General features: G+C 55.0%; 20 protein-coding genes, 1 tRNA gene and 1 pseudogene. 18 read left to right on the top strand and 4 right to left on the bottom strand.

Features of this window, described 5'->3' with window-relative positions; all coding sequences use genetic code 11:
* Positions 1 to 21 precede the first annotated feature (21 nt).
* From ACFFLD_RS16410 to ACFFLD_RS16390, 5 genes are all read left to right on the top strand, one after another.
* Positions 22 to 1,056: a helix-turn-helix transcriptional regulator gene (locus tag ACFFLD_RS16410; RefSeq protein WP_386042281.1), complete on the top strand. Its 1,035-nt coding sequence runs from the start codon at positions 22 to 24 to the stop codon at positions 1,054 to 1,056.
* 40 nt (positions 1,057 to 1,096) lie between these two features.
* The gene (locus ACFFLD_RS16405) at positions 1,097 to 1,612 is read left to right on the top strand and encodes a gamma-glutamylcyclotransferase family protein (protein ID WP_386042279.1); all 516 of its coding nucleotides are present in this window, start codon (positions 1,097 to 1,099) and stop codon (positions 1,610 to 1,612) included.
* The gene (locus ACFFLD_RS16400) at positions 1,609 to 2,115 is read left to right on the top strand and encodes an opioid growth factor receptor-related protein (RefSeq protein WP_386042277.1); all 507 of its coding nucleotides are present in this window, start codon (positions 1,609 to 1,611) and stop codon (positions 2,113 to 2,115) included. The genes ACFFLD_RS16405 and ACFFLD_RS16400 overlap by 4 nt, the downstream gene beginning before the upstream one ends.
* A 334-nt stretch (positions 2,116 to 2,449) precedes the next feature.
* Complete coding sequence (locus ACFFLD_RS16395; protein WP_386042275.1) at positions 2,450 to 2,722, top strand: GIY-YIG nuclease family protein; 273 nt, start codon at positions 2,450 to 2,452, stop codon at positions 2,720 to 2,722.
* A 247-nt stretch (positions 2,723 to 2,969) separates the two neighbouring features.
* Entirely contained in the window at positions 2,970 to 3,860 is an 891-nt protein-coding gene (locus tag ACFFLD_RS16390; RefSeq protein WP_386042273.1) for a hypothetical protein, read from the top strand.
* A gap of 507 nt (positions 3,861 to 4,367) precedes the next feature.
* Here the strand turns inward: ACFFLD_RS16390 and ACFFLD_RS16385 are convergent.
* The gene (locus ACFFLD_RS16385; protein WP_386042271.1) at positions 4,368 to 5,285 is read right to left on the bottom strand and encodes a LysR family transcriptional regulator; all 918 of its coding nucleotides are present in this window, start codon (positions 5,283 to 5,285) and stop codon (positions 4,368 to 4,370) included.
* A gap of 132 nt (positions 5,286 to 5,417) precedes the next feature.
* Between ACFFLD_RS16385 and ACFFLD_RS16380 the strand changes: the two genes are divergently transcribed.
* From ACFFLD_RS16380 to ACFFLD_RS16355, 6 genes are read left to right on the top strand one after another with little or no spacing between them, the layout of a single operon-like run.
* Positions 5,418 to 6,392, top strand: a complete 975-nt coding sequence (locus ACFFLD_RS16380; protein WP_386042269.1) for a TAXI family TRAP transporter solute-binding subunit — start codon at positions 5,418 to 5,420, stop codon at positions 6,390 to 6,392.
* A gap of 18 nt (positions 6,393 to 6,410) precedes the next feature.
* Positions 6,411 to 8,288: a TRAP transporter permease gene (locus ACFFLD_RS16375; protein ID WP_386042267.1), complete on the top strand. Its 1,878-nt coding sequence runs from the start codon at positions 6,411 to 6,413 to the stop codon at positions 8,286 to 8,288.
* 17 nt (positions 8,289 to 8,305) lie between these two features.
* Positions 8,306 to 9,214, top strand: a complete 909-nt coding sequence (locus tag ACFFLD_RS16370) for a 3-hydroxyacyl-CoA dehydrogenase NAD-binding domain-containing protein (protein ID WP_386042265.1) — start codon at positions 8,306 to 8,308, stop codon at positions 9,212 to 9,214.
* The gene (locus tag ACFFLD_RS16365; RefSeq protein ID WP_386042263.1) at positions 9,211 to 10,059 is read left to right on the top strand and encodes a 3-keto-5-aminohexanoate cleavage protein; all 849 of its coding nucleotides are present in this window, start codon (positions 9,211 to 9,213) and stop codon (positions 10,057 to 10,059) included. Before ACFFLD_RS16370 ends, ACFFLD_RS16365 begins: the two co-directional genes overlap by 4 nt.
* Positions 10,056 to 11,429 (top strand): acyclic terpene utilization AtuA family protein, encoded by a 1,374-nt coding sequence (locus tag ACFFLD_RS16360; protein WP_386042261.1) that lies wholly within the window; start codon positions 10,056 to 10,058, stop codon positions 11,427 to 11,429. The genes ACFFLD_RS16365 and ACFFLD_RS16360 overlap by 4 nt, the downstream gene beginning before the upstream one ends.
* The gene (locus ACFFLD_RS16355; protein WP_386042259.1) at positions 11,422 to 11,742 is read left to right on the top strand and encodes an AtuA-related protein; all 321 of its coding nucleotides are present in this window, start codon (positions 11,422 to 11,424) and stop codon (positions 11,740 to 11,742) included. Before ACFFLD_RS16360 ends, ACFFLD_RS16355 begins: the two co-directional genes overlap by 8 nt.
* Before the next feature lie 238 nt (positions 11,743 to 11,980).
* Here ACFFLD_RS16355 and ACFFLD_RS16350 read toward each other — a convergent pair.
* Both ACFFLD_RS16350 and ACFFLD_RS16345 read right to left on the bottom strand, forming a co-directional pair.
* Positions 11,981 to 13,148: pseudogene (locus ACFFLD_RS16350) on the bottom strand (IS3 family transposase).
* A 500-nt stretch (positions 13,149 to 13,648) separates the two neighbouring features.
* A tRNA-Arg gene (locus ACFFLD_RS16345) sits at positions 13,649 to 13,725 on the bottom strand.
* A gap of 143 nt (positions 13,726 to 13,868) precedes the next feature.
* Here ACFFLD_RS16345 and ACFFLD_RS16340 point away from each other — a divergent pair.
* From ACFFLD_RS16340 to ACFFLD_RS16330, 3 genes are read left to right on the top strand one after another with little or no spacing between them, the layout of a single operon-like run.
* Complete coding sequence (locus tag ACFFLD_RS16340; RefSeq protein WP_386042257.1) at positions 13,869 to 14,864, top strand: TRAP transporter substrate-binding protein; 996 nt, start codon at positions 13,869 to 13,871, stop codon at positions 14,862 to 14,864.
* Positions 14,865 to 15,389 (top strand): TRAP transporter small permease, encoded by a 525-nt coding sequence (locus ACFFLD_RS16335; protein WP_386042255.1) that lies wholly within the window; start codon positions 14,865 to 14,867, stop codon positions 15,387 to 15,389. It abuts the gene before it with no gap.
* On the top strand, positions 15,386 to 16,648 hold the full coding sequence (locus tag ACFFLD_RS16330; RefSeq protein WP_386042253.1) for a TRAP transporter large permease: 1,263 nt from the start codon (positions 15,386 to 15,388) through the stop codon (positions 16,646 to 16,648). Before ACFFLD_RS16335 ends, ACFFLD_RS16330 begins: the two co-directional genes overlap by 4 nt.
* Positions 16,649 to 16,726: 78 nt before the next feature.
* Here ACFFLD_RS16330 and ACFFLD_RS16325 read toward each other — a convergent pair whose 3' ends face one another.
* Positions 16,727 to 17,782 (bottom strand): substrate-binding domain-containing protein, encoded by a 1,056-nt coding sequence (locus tag ACFFLD_RS16325; protein WP_386042251.1) that lies wholly within the window; start codon positions 17,780 to 17,782, stop codon positions 16,727 to 16,729.
* Positions 17,783 to 17,924: 142 nt separating this feature from the next.
* Here ACFFLD_RS16325 and ACFFLD_RS16320 point away from each other — a divergent pair, with 142 nt between their 5' ends.
* Genes ACFFLD_RS16320 through fdhD form a run of 4 tightly spaced genes read left to right on the top strand, consistent with a single transcriptional unit; the run spans position 17,925 to position 23,717 of the window.
* A complete protein-coding gene (locus tag ACFFLD_RS16320) occupies positions 17,925 to 18,419 on the top strand; it encodes a formate dehydrogenase subunit gamma (protein ID WP_386042249.1) in 495 nt (164 codons plus the stop codon).
* Positions 18,416 to 19,972, top strand: coding sequence for a formate dehydrogenase beta subunit (locus ACFFLD_RS16315; protein ID WP_386042247.1), 1,557 nt, complete (start codon positions 18,416 to 18,418; stop codon positions 19,970 to 19,972). The genes ACFFLD_RS16320 and ACFFLD_RS16315 overlap by 4 nt, the downstream gene beginning before the upstream one ends.
* On the top strand, positions 19,969 to 22,860 hold the full coding sequence (fdhF, locus tag ACFFLD_RS16310) for a formate dehydrogenase subunit alpha (protein WP_386042245.1): 2,892 nt from the start codon (positions 19,969 to 19,971) through the stop codon (positions 22,858 to 22,860). Before ACFFLD_RS16315 ends, fdhF begins: the two co-directional genes overlap by 4 nt.
* A complete protein-coding gene (fdhD, locus tag ACFFLD_RS16305) occupies positions 22,857 to 23,717 on the top strand; it encodes a formate dehydrogenase accessory sulfurtransferase FdhD (RefSeq protein ID WP_386042243.1) in 861 nt (286 codons plus the stop codon). The genes fdhF and fdhD overlap by 4 nt, the downstream gene beginning before the upstream one ends.
* Positions 23,718 to 23,722 lie beyond the last annotated feature (5 nt).

Below are 23,722 nucleotides of genomic sequence, written 5' to 3'. Positions count from 1 at the left end.
CAATCAGGGATTAGCGTCACTATGTCCGATGCGCGCGATACGCTATTTCGTTATTTGACGTTACTTCAGCTGATACCCCGTTACCCAGGGCGAATTTCTACCCCTGTGCTGAAAGAGAAGCTCGCTGAACGTGGCTTTCATATTGATACGCGTTCGTTACAGCGCGATCTAAGCCAAAAACTTTCTACGCAGTTCCCTATAGGTTGCGACGATAGCCGAAAACCTTACCGTTGGTATTTTGATCGCGATTTCCAGTGCCACTTGCCTGCACTGGACGTTCCTAGTGCATTAACGCTTGTTCTTGCCGAAGAGTACCTTAAAGGGCTGCTACCCCCCGTAGTAGTAGGCCAATTATCGGCCCATTTTAACGATGCTCGGCAGCTGCTTGATGGGCTCGCTTCGAACGGTCTTAGCAAGTGGGCTCGCTGTGTACGCGCTATTCCTAATGGCAAAGCATTAATACCCGCAGAGCTAAATGAAGAGACTTGGCAGACGGTGGCACAGGCACTACTAGAACAAAAGGCAATTGACGTTAATTACTTATCTCGCACGTCAGGGAAAAAAAGGCCGCTAACACTTCACCCTCAAGGCATTGTTAGCCGGCATAGCGCTACTTACCTACTCGCACATGTCGATGGCTTTGAGGATCTGCGCCAGTTCGCGCTTCACCGGATCAAACACGCGACGTTCAGCCAGCGCGCCTGGCAAGCCCGTGACGATTTCGATATTGATCACTATATCCAAAGCGGTGCATTTGGCTATCTCCAGGGTCCTGATGATGTGATTTTAGAGGCAGAGATCGCACGTCCGGTCGCTTGGCTACTACAAGAAACACCGCTGTCTGACCAACAAACCATAGAGGCTCTACCTAACAGCGAGTGGTATCACCTGACCGCCCGCGTACCCGACGATCAGCAAACCTTGTGGTGGATAATGGGCATGAGCGCTAATGTCAAAGTGCTCGCGCCTATCTCATGGAGGGAGACCCTAAAAAGTAATGCGGCCCAGGTGCTTGCGAATTACCAGGACACCCAAGGCACATGCGACACGCATTAAAAGTGACTGTCGATAGCCACGTCATTTTGAGGAGATCGTCATGCTCTGCTTTGCTTATGGGTCTAATATGTCGACGCAGCGCTTAGCCGCAAGGATTCCGGCACACTTTGTGACCACCGCCCTGCTACCTGCGTATCGGTTAGCATTTCATCAGAGTAGCGGGGACGGCTCAGGCAAATGCGATATTGTACCTACGTTAGAGCAATCAGCGGTGTATGGCGTAATTTGGGAAGTTGCTTCTCGTCATAAGCCCACCCTTGATCGTTACGAGGGGCTTGGGGTGGCCTACAGCGAAACATGGCTGACGGTCACGGATCTGACCAGCAACAGGCAGTTTGAGGAGCAGGCTTATATTGGCAATGTCACCGCCGTCGGGATTCGTCCATATACATGGTACAAGCACCATGTGCTGGCCGGTGCACAAGAACATGGGTTACCCGCCAGCTATATTCGCGCGCTTGAACGTATCGATGCTAACCACGATCTTGATACCGAACGCCACACTCTCGAAATGGCGCTGCATGGTCACGCTGAACCGTCAGTGCGGGGGGCATGATGGACAATGACGCGCGCTTACTCGCATTTTATCGTGGTGAAGGCCACGATCATAAAGGGCGTCTACTTAAGGACATCTGGGTACTCTCCCCCTTCTGGCTTGAGCATACCCACGACTACATTCAGTGGCTATTTCCCATTCCGGAAGCTGGTCGTTTTAACGCGTTTGCGCCTTTACTGGCGACCGAAGTACAAGCGGCTTTTGAGAGTGAAGCATCCCTACGCCATCACCAGCAACGTTCGCTTGATGTCATGCTGGATTTTTTTGGACTCACTCGTGATGACAACGTCATAACCGCCCAGCCAACATTATCGATACAAACTCATATCTGGTTGAAAGCCGGTGGCCACAACCACCTGCGCATTACCCGTATCATTCGGTCGTTAGCGCTATGTCATCAGCCAGAACTGGCGCGTGCCGCTCAGAAAGCCGTAGTTGATTTGGGCACACAGCACGGCGTGGTATCAGAAACATCGTTGAGGTATTGGCGAGATGCATTTTAAACAGCTTTAACAGCTCATTTCCCTGCTACACAACAAGCCTGCGGAATAATCAACAATATGAAAAATATTGCTTACATAGAAGATAATATCGTCCCACAGTTATTCAATATGCCATTACAGGGATGCGTTAAAACATGCAGGAAAAGATGATAACAATTCATTTTTGAGGCAAGCCGAGCAGTTAATATCTAATTTTGACCAATCAACATGGTGGATTGGCATAAGAAGCGGCTGTTATGACCCCCGTCGGGTAAGGAACGGCCTTTCCGCCGCTATGCGGCTACAAGCCCGCCTTAAAACCGGGCGTTTAGCACAAATAGGAACTGGCAGTATCATGCAGAATACAATTTACATTGCCGAGCCAATTTTTTCGGAAAAACTCCAAAAATTTGATGGCGAAGCATCTTTTCCTCCCATCAAAAAAATTGGTGTTACAACCGACCTTCCCGATCGGAGAGAGAAGGAGCTTCTGGGGACAAAAAGTCCTGTAAAAATATCAATTGTCAAAGCTTGGACGAGCTTGAATGCTCGAAAAGTCGAATCTATGCTTCATACAATTCTCGACAACCGAGCATACGCCTTTAATGAAAGATCATGCAGAGCATGACGCCAATATCGCAGCCGATGCAGGTGAAACAACCGAGGGGTTCCCGACGCAGGAAGACAGCAGCAGTATCGAGGAAAAGGCAGCTACTCCTTAATCATAAATTCGCCCTGCCCTATCACCAACCGCCGTTCATGTTGTGAACGGCGGTTTTTTATGCCCTTTTTTAATTAGGGTTCTCATTTTTTGGCGGTAAAATGGTATTAGATAAAACGCTAAAGCAATCAACCTCTCATATAGGGAACTACGAATGAAGAAGACTACGATTATTGCCTGCTTTACTACGGTCTCCCTGCTTGCAGGCTGCGCCAGCTCAGCGACACCTACTGGTGACCGTCATTACAGCAAAAATAACAGCCATGCCTATAACTTGGTGCGTGCGGGCGGACTTAATGAAGCTCGTGATACGCAGCTAGCGGACGAAGAATACAGCTACATGATGAGTAATATGGCTGGAGGTGCTAGCACTGCGCTGTCACTATCCAATTCGTCAGGCTTTGGTCTGTCCGGTGGTGCATCTTTAGGTATCGGTATCGCTTCAGCCCTACTCTCCGGGCCTGGGATGATGGGCCGAGATAGTGCCTTTGCCTTTGTACCTGAAACAGAAGCGTCCAGCTCAACAGATGCAACACAGGTAATACGCAAGCGCTTTTTGGAAGCAGCCAAAGTAGCGGCAGAAGATAACGAGTTTGAGCTTGAAGTGATTGATAAAATTCTTGATCTTCGCCTCGATCGATACCGCAATATGATGGTGCTGGGTTTAACCAACGAAGCCATTGGCTGTATGGCGGAAGCTAATGCTACAAACCCGGATGAAGTGTGTTCAATCTCACTTTATTACCCTGAAAAAGGGTCAACGCTCAGAGAAACACCGACGGTGGCTAAGGATGCTGCGGGTGAACAGAGTTACCAATATTTTGCTGCTGATAGCCGCTATGCACTGCGTACCGTTGCAAAGCTATCTAACGAGTTGAATGCGAGACTTGGCGAACAGGAGGCTGAAACTTTCCGTCTAGCTCTACTAACAAGCTTGTCTAGCGCGATGCCAGATTGGTTCTACATTTACGAAAGCGGCAAGGAGCATTTACCACCGATGGTATTGGCTAACGGTGAAATGGAGTTTTTCGTTACTCGCCAATAATTGCATCTAATAGTAGGTGGCTGCCTTTAAGCAGCCACCTCGCTATCGCTTAGTAAGTCGAACCCGGTAACTGATCTTGACCAACTCGCCTTGCTTGATCAACGTCGATATCTTCAAAACGCTTAGTGGCCCTGTCGGCAGAATTTGCGCGACGCCAGTATCTAACGCTGATCCAATCCCTGTCAGGCTTTCTATATCAAACGCGCCATCCACGGCAAACATACCCTGCGAAGATAGGATGGCAAGCCACTCATCAAGTTTGACTTGCTCCCAATTAATACTCGCTAACGTCTCTACAGGTATCCCCCACACTGAATAGCTACGGCTATAGTTTGGTATAACCGACGTCACCCCATCTTCAGTAGCAGCCCGGTTTAGAGTCCGAAGTGACTTTATCGTGTTTTACCGCCAGTTGCTCGGCATAGGCTAATGGGAGTAACCCATTAATACCCTTCTTAAGCCTTTATTGGCCCCGCCGCAAAGCTTTAGTTGTCGTCGAGCGGCGTGTTATTTTCGTTTGTTGGAAATACCTCCTAAATGTCCGGCGTGTGCCCGTATGGTTTCCAACATAGCGGTTGCTGCAGCAGAGGGCGAACCACGGGATGGTGTAATGATACCCAGCGAGCGAGGAACATAAGGAGCGATTAAAGGACGCCAGCCTATTCCTTCCGCAGAAATCTGTCGGAAGCTAAGTGAGGGAAGCGCAGCAACCCCGAGGCCTGCGGCGACCATTCGTCCGGCGGTACCAATCTGGCTTACTTCACACATCAAATCCATTTCCAAGTTCAGGTCTTTTAACACACGTTCAATCGCCTCGCGCGTACTCGAAAGACGGCTCAACCCAATAATGGGATAGTGCAGTAGTGTTTCCCAAGGAACAGTTTCCAACGCCAACAAGGGGTGCCCAACCGGACATACCGCTACAAAGTAGTCTTCTACGAGTGATTCAAAATGGGTTGCTTCTGCGAGTAGCGGCTGTACCGATAGCCCAATATCTGCCCGATGGTCACTCACCAAGTCATCCACCTGGGAGGCCAAAACATCGTGAACACTAATGGCAATATTGGGAAAGCGTTGACGGTAGTCGGCTAGCACTGTCGGTAAAAAACCTGCCGCTAATGTCGGCAACGCTGCTAACGTTATTTTGCCTCTCTGTTTGTTAAACAGCTCTCCAAGGTCGCCCAGCGCTTCATCCCAATCGCTAATCAACCGTCTAGCGGTGGGCAGAAAAAACTTTCCTTCCGGGGTGAGCTGCACTCCGCGAGGAGAACGGTTGAACAGCACGCCACCCACACACCCCTCTAACTTGCGAATGGCAATACTTAACGCTGGCTGTGACATGTGCAAGCGCTCGGACGCCTCAACGAAACTGCCGAACTCGGCAATCGCTACAAAGGCTTTTAGTTGTCGGATTGAAGGCTGCATAAATAAAGTAAAAGTCTCGTTAGTATAATTATATTAGACAAATACTAGCAGGCTCTCCCATTCTTAATACGTCAAATGACATACATCTTCTGGAACCAACAACCCATAATACCCAGAGAGAGAGCAATTGATATGTACTCACTAAAAACGCCGCTCTTAACCGCCATCCTCAGTGCTGGCTTGTTCGCTGGCCCTTCGGCCCAAGCAGAAGAACAGCTTTTAATTGGCTCTACCTCCACATCGTCTAGCCAATACGGCTATTTCGTCGCCGTTGGGCAAATTATTAATCAGCATGTGGATGGTGTGCGCGCCTCGGTAGTAGAAACCGGTGCCACAGTGGACAACTTGCGCCGTATTTTAAGAGACCAAGTCGATATGGGGCTCGTCACCACCAACGTTGGCTATCACGCCTATGCGGGTGAAGGTGAGTTTGAGGGCCGCCCCGTGGATAACCGCCTTCTTTGGGTCTACTCCCAGGCACCACAAAATGTAGTTATGCGCGAAGATGCTGGCGTTACGAGCATGGCGGAATTGGACGGTGCTCGTCTCAACCCAGGCATTACCGGTTCGGCTACCGAGGCAACCACTATCGCGGTCATGGAGACGTTGGGTCTAGCTCCGGAATATGTACGTGGTTCCACCACTGATGTGGTTGCCGGTTTAAAAGACAACCGCATGGCGGGATACGTCAAATCCGGCGTGGGCGAAAAGCTGGATGGCTCCTCCATGGACATTGCCACCTTTACGCCCATCCAAGTGCTTTCCCTAAGCGATGAACAAACTGAAATCCTGAGTGAACAGATGCCGGATATTTCAGTCGTTAACATTCCTGAGGGAGCAGCTGATGGTATGCCTGCTTACTCCACTTGGAGCTTTGGTTTAGCGATGCATTCAAGCCCTGATCTCAGTGAAGAAACGGCCTACCAAATTGTTAAAGCCGTTATGGAGAATCCTGAACCGCAAGTAAGTGCGCTCGCTAATCTTGCCGATGTCGATATCGCCGAGCTCACCCTAAGCAGTGGAACGGTGCCTTTTCATCCAGGTGCCGCGCGCTATTTTGAAGAGCAGGGATACGAGATTCCTGAACATCTGATGCCTTCAGAATAAGGCGAGGAGCTCGGTTCCATGCGTAATAAGCTGCTAATGCTGGTCGCCCTGTTATTGGGCGGCTTCATCTTCTACACCTCAGCGACCGGGCCTTTTGAAAGCTTGGTTCACCGCAGTCTTTTTCTTGCGCTGGTCATCGGGCTGGGGGTACTCACCTATCCATTGGGCGCTGGTAAAACTTGGCGCCCCTTAGGGATAGTAATTGATTGCCTATTAGCTCTGGGAGCAATAACCGCCTGCCTGTTTATTACTTTCAACGCTAACAGCATCTTGACTACCTTGCCCTGGGCAACGACGCAGGATATGGCGCTCACTGCTATTTTAGTGGTGTCCATTTTGGAAGTTGCCCGACGGGCTATTGGATGGGTATTCCCACTACTAGTGACACTGGGTATCGCCTATGCCCTGCTGGGAGACCGACTTTCAGGACCGCTCAGTCATCGCGGTTTTGATGCTAGTTTCGTGACGGAAACGCTGTTTCTCGGTGATTTAGGCGTATGGGGGATGCTACTAGGCGTAGCCGCCACCACCATTGCCGCGTTTGTACTCTTTGGAAGCCTGCTGCTCCACACAGGTGGCGGCCAAACCTTTATTGATCTTTCAATGCGCATCGGCGGGCGTAGCCAAGGGGGGGCCGCCAAAATTGCGACGGTGGCTTCCAGCCTGTTCGCTATGGTCAGCGGAAGCGCGGTAGCCAACGTAGCCACCACGGGCAACTTCACCATACCTATGATGAAACGGCTCAAATACCCACCGGCCTTTGCTGGCGGGGTGGAGGCCGTTGCATCTACCGGGGGCCAGATCGCGCCGCCGATTTTAGGCGCGGCGGCCTTTATCATGGCCGAGATATTAGGTGTCAGCTACGTCACGATTGCCTTAGCCGCCGTGTTACCCGCGTTCCTTTTCTATGTGGCAGTTTTTTTTACGCTGCACTTAGTGGCTGTGAGAAACGCATTTCCTTTAGTGCCTGAAAGCGAGCTTCCCGCTTGGCCAGACGTACTCCAATTTAAGCGTCTAATTCCTATTCTTGCCGCTCTGGGTGGCTTGTTTGGTGGCGTTCTCAATGGCTACTCCATTCAATTCGCGGCTTTCCTGGGTATTACCTTCCTGTTGATCAGTTACCTTTTCTTTGCTTTCTTGGATCGAACGCCGCCTCGTCAAATCGTACGTGCACTACTGACAGGCCTAGAGGATGCCGGTAAAGGCATGGTCATCATTGGCGTTTTGCTAGCAGGGGCACAGATTCTGGTGGCAATGCTCAACCTAACGGGTATTGGCGTCACGCTTTCAACACTAGTGGTCAGTGTCGCTGGTGAGCAGGTTCTCCTGGTGGCGTTAATTGTCGCAGTCATCTGCCTCATTATGGGCATGGGTATACCTACCACCGCTGCCTATGTGCTGGTCGCTGCCGTACTGGCACCTGCGCTGACCCGCATCGGTATCGAACCCTTGGTCGCCCATCTGTTCGTGTTCTATTTTGCGACCATCTCAGTCATCACACCGCCCGTGTGTATCGCGGTCTTTGTTGCCGCAGGGATCGCTAAGGCGGGCTGGTTACAGGTCGCGGGCCACGCGATCCGCCTGGGGGCCACCACCTACATTATTCCGTTCCTGATCCTGGCATACCCCGCGCTTATCGGTTTAGGCGACGCCTGGGACATTACTCTCGCGGCTGCTCGTGCCATGGCCTTTGTATTGGCTTTCGCCGGCATATTGGGGGGCGCTCGTATCTTCGGCAACCGGTTAGTGGATAGTGCACTGTTGGCAACCGCGGGGCTATTGGCGCTGGTGCCGAATATCGTACTAGGGTTAGTGGGCATTGCGGGCGTGACAGGACTCTATTTATGGGCGTGGCAATCCTCTCGGCGTATTGCACTTCAAGGAGCGGAGCTATGAGTCACCAAGGAGTGTGCATGAATAATATTGCGATGATTGGCTGTGGCACTATCGGCATTAGTTGGACCGCCTACTTTCTTTCTCGCGGTTTACATGTCACGGCTTTCGACCCCGATGCCAACGCCCGCGCCAGCTTTGCTCAGCGCGTGGCTGAGGATATGCGAGCCCTTGGTGCCGATATCCGCACGCCCGTGGTTGCGCCAACATTGGCAGAGGCCTTACAGGGCGCAGAGCTGGTCGTCGAAAATGCGCCTGAATCCGTAGCGCTCAAGCAACAACTATTAGCAGATATTCAACAGGCAGCGCCATCGCAAGTGTTGGTGGTGAGCAGCACTTCCTCTTTAAAGCACTCTGATATCACAAAGGGTGCGCCTGCGCCTGAGCGCATTATTATCGCTCATCCCTTCAATCCGCCCCATCTAGTCCCTCTTGTCGAACTCTATGGGCCGGATACTGAGCTAGTGCAACGGTTGGTCGATTTTTATCGACGTATCGGTAAGCAACCGGTGATGCTACGTAAAGAGATGATCGGCCATATTGCGAATCGTCTCTCTTCGGCATTGTGGCGGGAAGCGCTTTATCTATTACAGGAAGGCGTAGCCAGTGTGGAAGACATCGACCTTGCTGTCACAGCAGGCCCGGGGTTGCGTTGGGCCATTCAAGGACCGTTCCTAACCTATCATCTGGGCGGCGGCCAAGGTGGCATTCGTCACTACTTAGAACACCTCGGCCCCAGCCAGGAGTATCGCTGGGCAAGCTTAGGCCAACCGACCATGAACAACGAACTTTATGAGCAAGTGATCCATGGGGTTGAATCCGCGACGCAAGGGCAGTCACTGCCTGACCTTTTTTCTGAACGAGACCGGCAGTTGACGGCTATTCAGCAAGCGCTAGCGATTAACGTAAAACAGGAGGAGACCCTGTGAGCCTCTCACCTTGTTTGCTAATGGTAGCCCCCAATGGGGCTCGGCGCGTCTACCATGACCATCCCGCTATTCCTCTCACCCCGGAAGAGCTCGCACGAGATGCACAAGAGTGCCTGGCGGCGGGCGCCTCAGCCATGCATGTGCATGTGCGTGAAGCCGACGGGAGTCATTTACTTGATGCTGGTGCCTACCAAGATACGATTAGCGCTATTAAAGAAGCCGTAGGAGATCAATTACTTCTTCAGGTCACTAGCGAAGCCGGTGGGCGTTATTCTCCTTCAGAACAGAGACGTGTCATTGAGGCGTTACAGCCAGACTACGTTTCTATCGCGGTGCGTGAATGGTTCGGCGATACTCATGAGGTTCAAGCCAGTGGCGAGCTATGTCGTTACTTGGCAAGTCGCGGTACTCATATTCAATACATCGTGTATTCGCCTGAAGACCTTACCTACTTCAATCGCTTAAGAGAGCAAGGCGATGTGACCAATGGCCCGGCTTTATTACTCTTCGTACTTGGGCGCTACGCGGATCCACCCATTGCCGACCCAAGCCGCCTACCGGACTTTCTACAAGCATTAGTGGCTGGCGACCATTGGGCGGTCTGCGCGTTTGGGTCGACTGAAGGAGATTGCTTAGCGCTGGCGGCCCAGCAAGGTGGTCATACCCGAGTCGGCTTTGAAAATAATCTATGGCGAGCGGATGGCCAACTCGCCACTAACAATGCCGAGCTCGTCGCCGCGACTAAAGCTCGTATCGAAGCGACTGGACGCCGGGTAATGAGTGCATTAGAAGCACGTCGTTTTCTCGCACTTACCACCGCTGCTAACACAGAGGTGACATTATGACGGTCGTGGTAGGTTGTGGCGCGGGCTTCTCTGGTGATCGTACCGATGCGGCTAGGCCGCTGGTCGATGCTCTCATGTCTTATGATGCCCCTCGTGCGCTGATGTTTGAAACACTCGGGGAGCGCACGCTGGCGGCTGCCCAGTTACGCCGGATCAAAGATCCTGACAGCGGCGATGAGCCGTTGCTGGAAGAGTTTTTATCGCCTGTTCTGAGTGACTGTCTGGCTAACCACATTACGATTTTGGGTAACTTTGGCGCGGCTAACCCAGATGCCGCGTGTCGTCGCATTCAGCAGTTGGCTAAGCGCTTAGGCCACTCTCAAGCGTGCTTGGCCACTATTCAAGGTGATGACGTTAGAGATCGCCTGCATGCACTTGACTGGCAGTCGTGGGAGGGCGAAAAGCGGTCTATTTCAGCACTTGAGCAAGTGGTAGCAGCCAATGTCTATCTCGGTGCAGATGCCTTAATAGAGGCAATGACCCAAGGGGCTCAAGTCGTGATTGCAGGACGGGTGGCCGACCCCTCACTGGCGCTTGCCCCGCTCTGCTATTACCACGACTGGGCAAGCGATGACTGGCACAGGCTAGCAGCCGGCGCGCTAGCAGGCCACTTGATTGAGTGTGGCACGCAAGTGACCGGCGGTTACTTTGCTGATCCAGGGGTTAAAGAGGTACCTGGCATGGCCTCCTTAGGCTACCCCCTCGTTGAAGTTGAGCGTAACGGACGGCTGATAGTGACCAAGCCACCCGGCACTGGCGGTTTAGTCACAGAGCAAACGGTAAAAGAACAGCTACTGTATGAAATACATAATCCCAGTGCTTACATCACTCCCGATGTCGTGATCGACCTTGAGCGCGTCAGGATCAAGCAACTTGCCAAAGATCGTGTTGAAGTCACCGGTGTACGAGGCAAGCCAGCGCCTGCTCGCTTAAAAACCACCGTTAGCTTTCTGGATGGCTACCAAGGCGAAGCCGAGATCTCCTATGCGGGCCCTAATGCCTTCGCCAGAGCAAACCTAGCCAGAGAAACTCTCCGCCAACGGCTGGAATTACGCTGCCCCGCCAATCTGCGCACACGTTTTGACTTAATTGGTATTTCCAGCGTTTTCGATGGCGACTCCCAACCCACCGCTCAAACTATAGAGGAAGCCGCTAGCGACATTCGCCTTCGTCTTGCCGTAGAGCACGCAGATAAAAGTGTGGTGGAATTAGCAACGCAGGAGTTATTAGCACTCTATTGCTGTGGGCCAGCGGGCGGCGGCGGCGTACGCCGTCACCATACACAACGCTTAAAAACCGCCTCATATTTGGTACCCAGGCAACAGGTTGTCCCCATCGTTACATTGCATCGAGGAGAGGGTAATGAGTGAGCTATTGCACCGCTACGCCCATGCCCGGGCAGGAGACAAAGGCGACCGACTCAGCTTAGGGGTTTTTGTTTATCAAGAGGCTCACTTTTCCTGGTTGGTTGAGCAACTTTCGGAGTCAAACGTTGCAGCGTTATTTGAGCATCGAGGTGTTAGCCACGTAACCCGCTACTTACTACCTCATCTTAATGGAATGAACTTAGTCCTAGACGATGCGCTACAAGGGGGGGTAAATGGTGCACTCAACTTAGATGGACATGGCAAAACGCTGTCGGCCTTACTGTTATCTATGAAGGTGACGCCACCCCCAAATTAGCTGCCTACGGGCGGAAGGTTGTTGCCAATCATCTGCCCCAAGCAAATCAAGTGCTTTAAAGGTTGTTATCATCATGATGGGCGCTCTGCCCAGCTATTATCAAATTGCTCTGGCTGGTAGGGAAACGTAGGACTACCAACCGATATAGACGAAAATCGAAAGACACGCTGCGTACCTCCGGTTTATCAACCGTGGAAGAGTATCCAGCCACTGAGCTGACTGAATCGCCCCGGATATTCTAGACACCCGTTAGGCTCTTAAAGTAACGCCTTTCATACTCAACCGGTGACAAGTTATCACTTGTGCCGTGTCGGCGCTTTGGGTTGTAAAACATTTCGATATAATTGAACACGTCGCGTCTAGCCGCTTCCCGTGTCGAATAAATCTGTCGCTTGATCCGCTCTCGCTTGAGGAGTTGAAAGAAGCTTTCAGCAACGGCGTTGTCATGACAGTTACCACGTCGGCTCATGCTGCCCACCAGGTGATTAGCTTTCAAAAAGCTTTGCCAGTCTCCACTGCTAAACTGGCTTCCTTGATCCGAATGCACCATCACAGTTCCTTGTGGCTTGCGTCGCCAAACGGCCGACAATAAAGCATCCAGCACTAACTCCGTGGTCATACGTGACTTCATCGACCAACCAACCACTTGACGAGAAAACAGGTCGATAACCACCGCTAAGTAAAGCCATCCTTCGTACGTTCGGATGTACGTAATATCCGTCACCCAAGCAATATTTGGCGCTGTTACTTCAAACTGACGGTCTAAATGGTTGGGTGATACGATGGCCGGCTTTCCACCGCTATAGCAGCCAGGGCGTCGTCGATAGCCGGTCTGAGAGCGTAAACCTTCTCTACGCATCAGACGGGCCACTCGGTTCTTACCGCAGGCTTCGCCAGCCTCACGCAAATCCTGGTAGACCTTGCGATATCCATAAACACCGCCGCTTTCAAGCCACGCATGCTTGATCAATCCCAAGAGGCGCTGATCAATCCGGTCTCGATTAGACAGCGCTTTTTTGCACCATGCGTAGTAGCCGCTAGGGTGCACGGCCATCATGCGGCACAAGCGACGTACCGGATATTGGCTCGCATGCTTTTGAATAAACGCGTACCTCAGTCGGACTCCCTGGCGAAGTTCTGGGCGGCATTCCGACGGTGGCCTTTTTTAATATATCTCGCTCTTCTGACACGCGTTTTAGTTCAGCCTTCAAACGACGGTTTTCAGCTTGGAGATCATCATCTTCTTGCCGTTGTTCTACCGGCTTATCGTAGCGTTTGATCCAGTGGTACAAGCTGTGGCCTGACACGCCTAAACGCTCAGCGACCTCGGCAACTCGATGGCCACGCTCTACCACCTGTTTAACGGCTTCGATTTTGAATTCTTCAGTGTAACGGGGACGGCTCATGGATCCTCCTAGATACCTTTAGTATAAGGCCTAGAGGTGTCTACGAAACCTGGGGCGATTCAGAAAGACCTGATTCCAGGAGGACTAGGAAGTCTTCTTCGATATCTGCCTTGACATAAAGGTATTTTTTTAACTCGTCCTGTTCTTCTTGCCTCTGACCCAGTGTGGTGACCGCTTGAGCTGACGACCTAGCAAGAGTGTCTAGCAACCGTTTGAACTGCACGTTGTTTTCTCATCCCTAGTTTGACGATCACGATGAATGGCACAATTTCCAACACACCTCAAAGGCCGAAGGTCATTTCAGGCTACCATAGTGCTTAATTTTAGTGAATCTAAGAGAACGTACACATGTGACCGTACTAGTGGCAAGAAAAAGCCAAAGGTCATAATCAAATAGACATGCAAGGCATGTAATGAAGAGGTTGTGGCCACGACTTGGTCACAGGGTGGTCACAGACAAAAAAAAAGGGCTTACGCGTTAACGTAAGCCCTTGAAATGTTGGCGCGCCCGGCAGGATTTGAACCTGCGACCCTCGGCTTCGGAGGCCGATACTCTATCCAACTGAGCTACGGGCGCTTGTGGGTGCGTATCGTAACCGTGCAGGGCGGCTGTGTCCAGCCGCTAAGCGGTTTGCAGGCGTCGTCAATTGACCCTTTTCCCTTCTCTGGTGCATGCTTTGCAAGCACTTCTGCACCATTGTCCATTGGGAACACAATAAAATGAAAACATTTACACGTAGCACGCTGGCACTGGGCCTCTCACTGGCGCTGGTGAGCGCCGCGAACGCCGCTGATTTTGCTGATATGGACCCCTTTACTTTGCGCCTGGCCCATGTGGTCAATGAGCAGGATGGCTTCCACATCGCCGCCACCAAGTTTGAAGAGCTGGTGGAAGATCGCACCGAGGGCAAGGTGGATATCGAGATCTATCCTAACGCCTCGCTTGGTGACGAACGTACGCTGCTGGAAGGCATGCAGATTGGCACTGTGGATATGGGCGTGATTACCAACGGCCCGGTAGCCAACTTTGTCGAAGAGATGGCGGTGTTTGAACTGCCGTTCCTGTTCCCCTCACCTGAAGCCGCTTACGCAGTACTCGATGGCCCGATTGGTCAGGAACTGCTCGACAAGCTTTCCGAGGTGAATCTGAAAGGCCTGGCCTATGCCGAGCGTGGTTTCCGTAATCTGACCAACAGCGAGCGTGCGGTGAATGCACCGGAAGACCTCGACGGCCTGCGCATTCGTGTAATGGAGAATCCTGTCTACACCGATACCTTCCGTGAGCTGGGTGCCAACGCGATCCCCATGGCATGGACCGAAGCGCTCACCGCCATGCAACAAGGCACCATTGACGGTCAGGAGAACCCGGTGAACGTAATTCACTCGTTCAACCTGGATGAAACCCAAAACTACATGACGCTCTCGCGCCATACCTACGCACCCGCTATTTTCGTGATGGGCATGCCAGTCTGGAGCAAACTGCCGGAACAGGCGCAAGAGGTGCTGTTAACAGCCGCCCAGGAAGCGGCGGAATATGAGCGTCAGGTAAACGCAGAGATGGAGAGCGAGCAGCTACAAGCCCTTCGTGAAGCGGGTATGGAGATCAACGACTCTCCGAATATCGAGGCGTTCCAAGCCGCCGTGGTGCCGGTCTATGAAAAGTACGGCGAGCAGTTCGGTGATTACCTACCGCGCATTCAGGAGGCGCTCAAGTAAGTGACCACCTCGACTCAACCGCTGTTAAGGGTGCTGCGGCGAATTGAGCACGGGCTGGATGCCATCATCCAGCCCGTGGTCTTTGCGGGCATGGCCGCGCTGATTGGAGTGATTACCCTGCAAATCGTTTCACGGGTGCTGTTCACCGCCGTTGGCTGGACGGAAGAGGTTGCCCGCTTTCTGCTGGTGTGGATCACCTTTTTGGCGGGCACGCTGGCGTTTCAGCGTGGGCGCCACATTGCCGTGACGTTTGCCGTCAACGCCCTGCCCGGTCATCTGCGCCAAGCCGCACGGATTGCCGCGTTGCTGGTGGTGTTGGCGTTCATGATTACCCTCATGGTGATTGGTTACCGCTATATGCAGGTGCAGAGCTTTCAGAAATCAGCCTCGCTACGGCTGTCGATGACTTACGTTTACGCGGTGATGCCGATCTGCGCGGCGATCATGGCCTGGTATTCGCTGGTCGATATTATAGAGCTGCTGATCAACGGTGAAACCACTCAGCCCCAGGAGGAGCCGCTATGACGCTGCTGCTATTTGGGCTGTTCTTTCTGTTTATGCTGATGGGCGTGCCGATCGCCTTTGCGATTGGCGCAAGCTCGCTCTACGCGCTGTATCAATCCGGCGTGCCGCTGATGGTGGTCACCCAGCAGATGTTTCAGGGCATTAACTCCTTTGCCTTGGTCGCTATCCCGATGTTTATCCTCGCCGGGGATTTAATGGCCCAGGGCAAGGTGAGCGAAAAGCTGGTCAGCTTTGCCGATTCACTGGTCGGCTTTATGCGCGGCGGGCTGTCGATTGTATCGGTCATGGCAGGCATGTTCTTTGCGGCCATTTCAGGGTCGGGCGCTGCCACCACCGCGGCGGTGGGCTCCAGCCTGGTGCCGGAGCTCAAGCGCAAAGGCTATGACCCGGCGTCAGCAGCCAGCTTGATCGCTGCCAGCGGCACCATTGGGGTGGTGATCCCACCTTCGGTGCCCATGATCATCTACGCCGTTATCGCCCAGCAGTCGGTTTCCACGCTGTTTTTAAACGGCTTTTTGCCGGGGTTGGCGATGGGGTTGGGATTAATGGCGATCGCCATTGCCCAGGCGTATAAGCGTCAATACCCCAAGGGTACACCGCTGTCGCTTTCAACCATCTGGAATACGTTTAAAGACGCCAGCTGGGGTTTGATGACGCCGGTTATTATCCTTGGCGGTATTTTCTCTGGGATCTTCACGCCGTCAGAAGCGGCCGTCGTGGCAGTGAATTACGCCCTACTGGTCTCGCTGTTTGTGTATCGTGACCTGACGTTGCCGCAGGTGTATAAGCTGCTGATCCGTTCGGCGATGACCACCGCGGTGATCATGTTGGTGATTGCGATGTCGGCGGTACTGAGCTGGACGCTCTCCAGCTGGCAGGTGCCGGGTGCCATCGCTCAGGCGGTGCTGTCGCTTTCCACCAATCCTTACGTGATTATGCTGCTGGTGGTCGGAGTGATTCTGCTTACGGGGGTGTTTATTGAGACCGCCAGTGCACTGATTATTCTTACCCCGGTGCTGCTGCCGCTGGTGCTGCAGCTGGGAATTGACCCGATTCACTTTGGCTTGATTATCGTGGTGGGGCTCTCCATCGGCATGATTACCCCGCCGGTGGCGATCAATCTCTACGTGGCGTCCTCTATTACCCAGTTGCCGCTAGAGCGCATTACCCGGGCGATTATCCCGTATCTGTTGGGATTGATCGGGGTGCTCTTGCTGGTCGTCTATGTGCCGATTTTGCTGGGGTGGTCGGGCAGTTAGTCGTGTGTCCTTTCCATGCGCAAACGCCAGAGACGTGTCACCAGACACGTTCTTGGCGTTTTTTTGCGGCGCCTACCGCTATAAAAGAGAATCCACGTTAAGAATCTCACCACATCGATTAGGGCTGTAGCCCGGCAGTTTTCGCACCGCCTCCTGAAAGGCATCGCCACGCAGTATCTCTAGAAAGGCCATGAAACGTGGCTCTTTTAATGAGCGGTGGTGGCAGGCGAGCAGGTAGTCTTCGGTGGCCAGCGGAATGAAATCAAGCCCGAACTTCTGGGCGGCAGCCTCGACGCCAAAACCGCAGTCCGCCATACCAGCGGCCACGTAGGCAGCCACGGCGGAGTGGGTAAATTCTTCCACCTCAAATCCACGAATCGTTGTGCTGGAAACCGCTGCCTCTTGTAACAGGCAATCCAGTAGCGAGCGTGTACCAGAAGACACCTGGCGATTGACGAACCGCACGCCACCATCAGCCAGGGATTCAACGCCCCGAATGCCAAGCGGATTACCCTTTGCCACTATCAGCCCCTGGGTTCTGGCAATAAAGCCGATGACTCGATGCTGGCGAGGCTTTAGCACTCCTTGGTAAGTGATACGCACACGCTCGCCCACCTTGTCACGCGGCAGGTGAAAACCGGCCACATCACACGTGCCTCGGTTGAGTGCGGCCAGCGACTCCTGAGGGCTGCAGTACTGTAAATCCAGCGGCAGCGTTTCAAGATGCTTGGGCAGTAGCTCTATCGCAAAGCCATGACTGGCGTGCAGGCGTAGTACCGCAAGCGTTCCCTGTTGCTGCTGTTGGATAGCCAGGTTGAGCTCGGACCCCAGGCTTTCCAACTGTGGCCCCAGGCGGGCAATGGCGCGCTGCTCGGCCCACAAGAGCTTTTCCCCCAGCAGTGAAAGCTGCGCGCCTCGGCCGCGCTGAAGCTCAACCAAGGGGGCGTTAAAAAACTCCCCTCCCTGGCGCAACAGGTTCCAGGCATGCCGGTAGGAGATCCCCACCTCAGCAGCGGCTCGGGTCAATTTGCCATGGCGGTGAATCGCCTCCAACAGGCGAAGTAGATGTAAATCAAGCTGATTGCCTGCCTCGTCGCGAAAGCACCACGAGGGAATGACACTTATTTTTTTCATAGGAAGTATCTTTCATATTTTGTACTGATAGCGTAGATGCTAGCTTGTCAATCAACGTGGTGCACACCTTTTTAACCCATACATATAAATAGGCAAGGTTGTGCATATTTAATAGATAATAATCAGCACCGGGGGAGACATGATGAATAAGTCTCGAGAATGGTCGTTGCAGTCGATTCAAGCCGAAATCAACGTGCTAAAACACAAGCCGGGCGCGTTGTTGCCGATTCTTCATGCCCTCCAGGACCGATTTGGTTTCATTCCTCCCGATGCCGTTCCTCTCATCGCGGACTCACTCAACCAGACCCGCGCCGAGGTGCATGGCGTCATCAGCTTCTATCATCATTTTCGCACCGCCCCACCGGGGCGCCATGTGGTGCAGATATGCCGCGCAGAGGCGTGTCAGGCAGTGGGCGCGCGCCAGCTCGAAGCGCATGCCAAGACCCGCCTGGGCATCGATTACCATCAGACCACGTCCGATCATGACATCACCCTTGAAGCGGTGTACTGCCTGGGTAACTGCGCCTGCGGGCCGTCTGTCCGCGTAGACAACAACGTGCGCGGCCGAGTCACGATTGATGCCTTCGATGCACTGATGGATGAACTGCAAACCCGCCCGCTGGAGGTGATGGGATGAGTATTCGCGTTTTTGTACCCCGCGATACTACAGCGTTGGCGCTGGGCGCCGATGTGATCGCCAACCGCTTGGTGAGAGAGGCAAGCGCCCGAGGCCAGTCAATCACCCTGGTACGCAATGGCTCCCGCGGGCTTTTTTGGCTTGAGCCGTTGGTCGAGGTAGAAACCCCGACCGGCCGTTTCGCCTATGGCCCGGTGTCACCAGACGATGTATCTGCCCTGCTCGATAGTGGCCTATTCGAAGGCAGCGTCAGCCATTCCCTGGCGCTTGGTCCTACCGAGGAAATCGAGTATCTAGCCCGCCAACAGCGCCTCACCTTTGCGCGTATCGGCATCACCGACCCACTATCGATTGAGGACTACCGCGCCCACACGGGGTTCTGCGGCCTTGAGGCCGCGCTGCAACGCGAGCCACAGGATATCGTTAAGGAGGTAAAAGCCTCCGGACTGCGCGGGCGCGGTGGGGCAGCGTTCCCGACCGGGATCAAATGGCAGACGGTGCTCGACACACCCGCCGATCAGAAATACATCGTCTGCAACGCCGATGAAGGCGACTCCGGCACCTTCGCCGACCGGCTGGTGATGGAGTGTGACCCCTACATGCTCATCGAGGGCATGGCGATTGCTGGGCTCGCCGTCAAGGCAACCCAGGGCTATATCTACCTGCGCTCAGAATACCCGCTCGCCAAGGAGATCCTCGACGAAGCTATCGCCCGCGCCGAGCAGGCCGGGTATCTGGGTGACAATCTTCAAGGAAGCGGCCGCGCCTTTCATTTGGAAGTACGTCTTGGCGCAGGTGCGTATATCTGCGGTGAGGAAACGTCGCTTCTGGAAAGCCTGGAAGGTAAACGCGGCTTGGTGCGCTTCAAGCCGCCGCTGCCCGCCATCGAAGGGCTGTTTGGCCGCCCCACGGTCGTCAATAACGTGCTCTCGCTGGCCGCCGTGCCGTTTATCCTGGCTGAAGGCGCCGAAGCCTACGCAAGTCATGGCATGGGCCGTTCGCGTGGCACACTGGCGCTGCAGCTGGCAGGTAACGTCAAGCGCGGTGGTCTGGTGGAACTGGCCTTTGGTACTACGTTGCGCATTCTGATGGAAGAGTTCGGCGGCGGCACGTTGAGTGGACGGCCGCTACGAGCTGTGCAGGTAGGTGGCCCGCTAGGCGCTTATCTGCCGGAATCCCAATGGGATTTGCCGCTGGACTACGAAGCCTTTGCTGCTGATCAGGCGGTGTTGGGGCACGGCGGCGTAGTGATGTTCGACGACAGCGTCGACATGGCCGAACAGGCGCGCTTCTCGATGGAGTTCTGCAAGGTGGAATCCTGCGGCAAGTGTACGCCGTGCCGTATCGGCTCGACCCGTGGCGTGGAGGTGATCGACCGTATTCGCGCCAACCACAACCGCGAGGCCAACCTCGCCCTGCTCCATGACCTCTGCGAAACGATGGTGGATGGCTCGCTCTGCGCCATGGGCGGCATGACCCCCTTTCCGGTGCAAAGCGCCCTGACCCACTTCTCTGACGATTTTCAGCGGGCAGCAAACGGAGACAGATCATGATCGGACACTTTGATCCTAAACAGTACGCCAGAAACCCCGCCCACGATAAAGATTTAGGCACTCCGTTTCCGGCTCAGTCGCTTGGCACCGCATTGGTGAATCTGGAAATCGACGGCGTCACCATCAGCGTGCCCGAAGGTACCTCGGTGCTGCGCGCGGCGGCACTGGCAGATATCAACATTCCCAAGCTGTGTGCCACCGACAGTCTTGAGCCCTTTGGCTCCTGCCGGCTGTGCGCCGTGCAGGTAGAAGGACGTCGCGGGCTGCCGGCTTCGTGCACCACGCCCGTGGCGGAAGGCATGAAGGTGACCACCCAGAACGAGCGCCTGGCCAAGCTGCGTCGCAACGTGATGGAGCTTTATATCTCCGACCACCCGCTGGACTGCTTGACCTGCCCCACCAATGGCGATTGCGAGCTACAGGACATGGCGGGTAGCGTGGGCCTCCGCGAAGTGCGCTATGGATTCGAGGGCGATAACCACCTTGACGCCGCCAAGGATGAATCCAACCCCTACTTTAGCTTCGACCCCAGCAAGTGCATCGTCTGCTCGCGCTGCGTGCGTGCCTGCGAGGAAGTGCAAGGCACCTTTGCCCTGACCATCGACGGCCGCGGGTTTGAATCCAAGGTATCGGCGGGGCAAAACGAGGCGTTCATGGATTCGGACTGTGTCTCGTGTGGCGCCTGCGTGCAGGCCTGCCCCACCGCCACGCTGATGGAAAAAAGCGTGATTGACCACGGCGTGCCAGATAGAAGCGTGGTCACCACCTGCGCCTACTGCGGTGTGGGCTGCTCGTTCGAGGCCCAGATGAAGGGCGATAAGCTGGTGCGCATGGTGCCTTACAAGGGCGGTGACGCCAACCACGGCCATTCCTGCGTGAAGGGGCGCTTTGCGTTTGGCTACGCGTCGCACCCGGACCGCCTGACCACTCCCATGATCCGCGATAGCATCGACCAGCCCTGGCGCGAGGCCAGCTGGGAAGAGGCCATTGGCTTTGCCGCCAGCCGCTTGAAATCGATTCAGACCGAGCATGGCCGCGAGAGCATCGGCGGTATTACCTCGTCGCGCTGCACCAACGAAGAGACCTACCTGGTGCAGAAGCTGATCCGCGCGGCGTTTGGCAACAACAACACCGATACCTGCGCGCGAGTCTGCCACTCGCCGACGGGCTACGGCTTGAAAACCACCCTAGGCGAATCGGCGGGCACCCAGACCTTTGACTCGGTGATGAAGTCTGACGCGATTATCGTCATTGGCGCTAATCCCACCGACGCCCACCCCGTGTTTGGCTCGCTGATGCGTAAGCGCCTGCGCCAGGGTGCGAAGCTGATCGTCGCCGACCCACGCTATATCGATCTGCTCAAGACCCCGCACCTGGGCGAGGCCCAGCATCTGCCGCTGCGCCCGGGCACCAACGTGGCGCTGGTCAACGCACTGGGCCACGTGGTCATCACCGAAGGGCTTGAGGACAAGGAGTTCGTGGCCAAGCGCTGCGACACCGAGGCCTACCAGAGCTGGCGTGCATTTATCAGTGAAGAGCGCCACTCCCCGGAGGCAAGCGAAGCCATCACCGGCGTGCCCGCCGAAGCCGTGCGTCAGGCGGCGCGCACTTACGCAACCGTTCCCAACGGCGCGATCTACTACGGCCTGGGCGTGACCGAGCACAGCCAGGGCTCCACCATGGTCATGGGTATCGCCAACCTGGCCCTGGCGACCGGCAATATTGGCCGCGAAGGCGTGGGTGTGAACCCGCTACGTGGCCAGAATAACGTGCAGGGTTCGTGCGACATGGGCTCATTCCCGCACGAACTGCCGGGCTACCAGCACGTGGCTGACCCCATCGCCCGTGGCCGTTTCGAGGCCGTATGGGGCGTAAAACTGGACAACGAACCGGGGCTGCGGATTCCCAATATGTTTGATGCCGCCATCGAAGGCAGCTTCAAGGCACTTTATGTGCAGGGCGAGGATATCGCCCAGTCCGACCCTAACACCCAACATGTTGAGGCGGCGCTGCGTTCGCTGGATTGCTTGATCGTGCAGGATATCTTCTTGAACGAGACGGCCAAGTTCGCCCACGTGCTGCTGCCAGGGTCGAGTTTTCTGGAGAAGAACGGCACTTTCACCAACGCCGAACGGCGCATCAACCGAGTGCGTAAGGTCATGCCGCCGGTGGCGGGCAAGCAGGATTGGGAAATCACTCAGGACCTCGCCAACGCGCTGGGCTACCCGATGCACTACACGCATCCCTCCGAGATCATGGATGAAATCGCCCAGTTGACGCCGAGCTTTACTGGGGTGAGCTACACCAAGCTCGAAGAGTACGGCAGCCTGCAATGGCCGTGTAACGATGCCAATCCACACGGCATGCCGACCATGCACGAGTTCGATTTCCCGATTGGCCTGGGTCGCTTTGCGATTACCGAGTATGTGGCCACCGAGGAGCGTGCCAACCGCCGCTTCCCACTGCTACTGACCACAGGGCGGATTCTCAGCCAGTACAACGTAGGCGCCCAGACCCGGCGTACCGACAACCAGCAGTGGCACAACGAGGACGTGTTGGAGCTGCACCCCAGCGATGCGGAGCTTCGCGGCGTGCGCGACGGCGACTGGCTGGGCATTACCAGCCGCTCGGGCCAGACGGTATTACGCGCACGGCTTAGCGAGCGCATGCAGCCAGGAGTGGTCTACACCACCTTCCACCACCCTGGCAGTGGTGCCAACGTGATCACCACCGATAACTCTGATTGGGCCACCAACTGCCCCGAATACAAGGTCACGGCGGTGCAGGTGGAAAAAGTCAGCCAACCCTCTGCCTGGCAGCAGCGGTTTAGCGCCTTCGACCTGGCTCAGCGTGATCATCTGGGCAAGGCCCATCAGGAGATGCCATGAGCGCAGCACATACAGACGGCTCGGTGCCAGGGCTGGAGACGAGCGTGGAGACAGCCCTGACACGGCAGCCAGTGGAAGTACGCCGCGGCACTTCCGGCTGGTACGCCGCTCCCCAGGAAGACCTTCTGGCTCTGGAAACACCAGTGGCTCTGGTCTACAACGGCATCTCTCATGCGGTAATGATGGCCAGTCCGGCGGATCTTGAGGACTTTGCACTAGGCTTCAGCCTTTCTGAAGGTATCCTGGCCAACGTCAACGAATGCTACGACCTGGAAGTACACGAAGAGCCTCAAGGCCTCGCTGTTCATCTGACCATTGCCAGCCAACGAATGGCCGAGCTCAAGCAACGGCGGCGCAGCATGACCGGGCGCACGGGATGCGGGCTATGTGGCACCGAAGGTCTGGAACAGGCAATACGGCCGATTCCACATGTCACGGCGCCTTCGCTTAGCGATGCCGCCATCCAGCACTCCCTCAACATGTTGGGCGCCCACCAGCCGCTGCAGGCGGCGACGGGGGCCAGCCATGGGGCCGCTTGGTGCGATGCCCAGGGCCGCATTCAACGCGTGCGCGAGGATGTCGGGCGTCACAACGCGCTGGACAAACTGATCGGCGCTCTCGCCCGCGAGGCCCTCCCGCTCAGCCAAGGGTTCGTGTTGGTTACCAGCCGCGCCAGCTACGAAATGGTCCATAAGTGTGCCAGTGCGGGTATTGGTGCCCTGGTAGCTGTCTCGGCGGCTACCGCCCTGGCCGTAGAGCAGGCCCAGGCCTCGGGGCTGCTGCTGGCAGGTTTTGCCCGGCCAGGACGCCATTTGATTTATCACCGCCCCATGACGGCGGCTATTGCCCAACGTTGAGGAAA

This window comes from Vreelandella sulfidaeris, from assembly GCF_042429665.1.
GTDB lineage: Bacteria > Pseudomonadota > Gammaproteobacteria > Pseudomonadales > Halomonadaceae > Vreelandella.
The sequence above is the reverse complement of the archived record's forward strand: the minus strand, read 5'-3'. Positions and strand labels throughout refer to the sequence as shown.

Bases quoted from the DNA above. Each gene is read 5' to 3' on its own strand.
- ACFFLD_RS16410 (WP_386042281.1), top strand. From the start codon at position 22: ATGTCCGATGCGCGCGATACGCTATTTCGTTATTTGACGTTACTTCAG.
- ACFFLD_RS16405 (WP_386042279.1), top strand. From the start codon at position 1,097: ATGCTCTGCTTTGCTTATGGGTCTAATATGTCGACGCAGCGCTTAGCC.
- ACFFLD_RS16400 (WP_386042277.1), top strand. From the start codon at position 1,609: ATGATGGACAATGACGCGCGCTTACTCGCATTTTATCGTGGTGAAGGC.
- ACFFLD_RS16395 (WP_386042275.1), top strand. From the start codon at position 2,450: ATGCAGAATACAATTTACATTGCCGAGCCAATTTTTTCGGAAAAACTC.
- ACFFLD_RS16390 (WP_386042273.1), top strand. From the start codon at position 2,970: ATGAAGAAGACTACGATTATTGCCTGCTTTACTACGGTCTCCCTGCTT.
- ACFFLD_RS16385 (WP_386042271.1), bottom strand. From the start codon at position 5,285: ATGCAGCCTTCAATCCGACAACTAAAAGCCTTTGTAGCGATTGCCGAG.
- ACFFLD_RS16380 (WP_386042269.1), top strand. From the start codon at position 5,418: ATGTACTCACTAAAAACGCCGCTCTTAACCGCCATCCTCAGTGCTGGC.
- ACFFLD_RS16375 (WP_386042267.1), top strand. From the start codon at position 6,411: ATGCGTAATAAGCTGCTAATGCTGGTCGCCCTGTTATTGGGCGGCTTC.
- ACFFLD_RS16370 (WP_386042265.1), top strand. From the start codon at position 8,306: ATGAATAATATTGCGATGATTGGCTGTGGCACTATCGGCATTAGTTGG.
- ACFFLD_RS16360 (WP_386042261.1), top strand. From the start codon at position 10,056: ATGACGGTCGTGGTAGGTTGTGGCGCGGGCTTCTCTGGTGATCGTACC.
- ACFFLD_RS16355 (WP_386042259.1), top strand. From the start codon at position 11,422: ATGAGTGAGCTATTGCACCGCTACGCCCATGCCCGGGCAGGAGACAAA.
- ACFFLD_RS16340 (WP_386042257.1), top strand. From the start codon at position 13,869: ATGAAAACATTTACACGTAGCACGCTGGCACTGGGCCTCTCACTGGCG.
- ACFFLD_RS16330 (WP_386042253.1), top strand. From the start codon at position 15,386: ATGACGCTGCTGCTATTTGGGCTGTTCTTTCTGTTTATGCTGATGGGC.
- ACFFLD_RS16325 (WP_386042251.1), bottom strand. From the start codon at position 17,782: ATGAAAAAAATAAGTGTCATTCCCTCGTGGTGCTTTCGCGACGAGGCA.
- ACFFLD_RS16320 (WP_386042249.1), top strand. From the start codon at position 17,925: ATGAATAAGTCTCGAGAATGGTCGTTGCAGTCGATTCAAGCCGAAATC.
- ACFFLD_RS16315 (WP_386042247.1), top strand. From the start codon at position 18,416: ATGAGTATTCGCGTTTTTGTACCCCGCGATACTACAGCGTTGGCGCTG.
- fdhF (WP_386042245.1), top strand. From the start codon at position 19,969: ATGATCGGACACTTTGATCCTAAACAGTACGCCAGAAACCCCGCCCAC.
- fdhD (WP_386042243.1), top strand. From the start codon at position 22,857: ATGAGCGCAGCACATACAGACGGCTCGGTGCCAGGGCTGGAGACGAGC.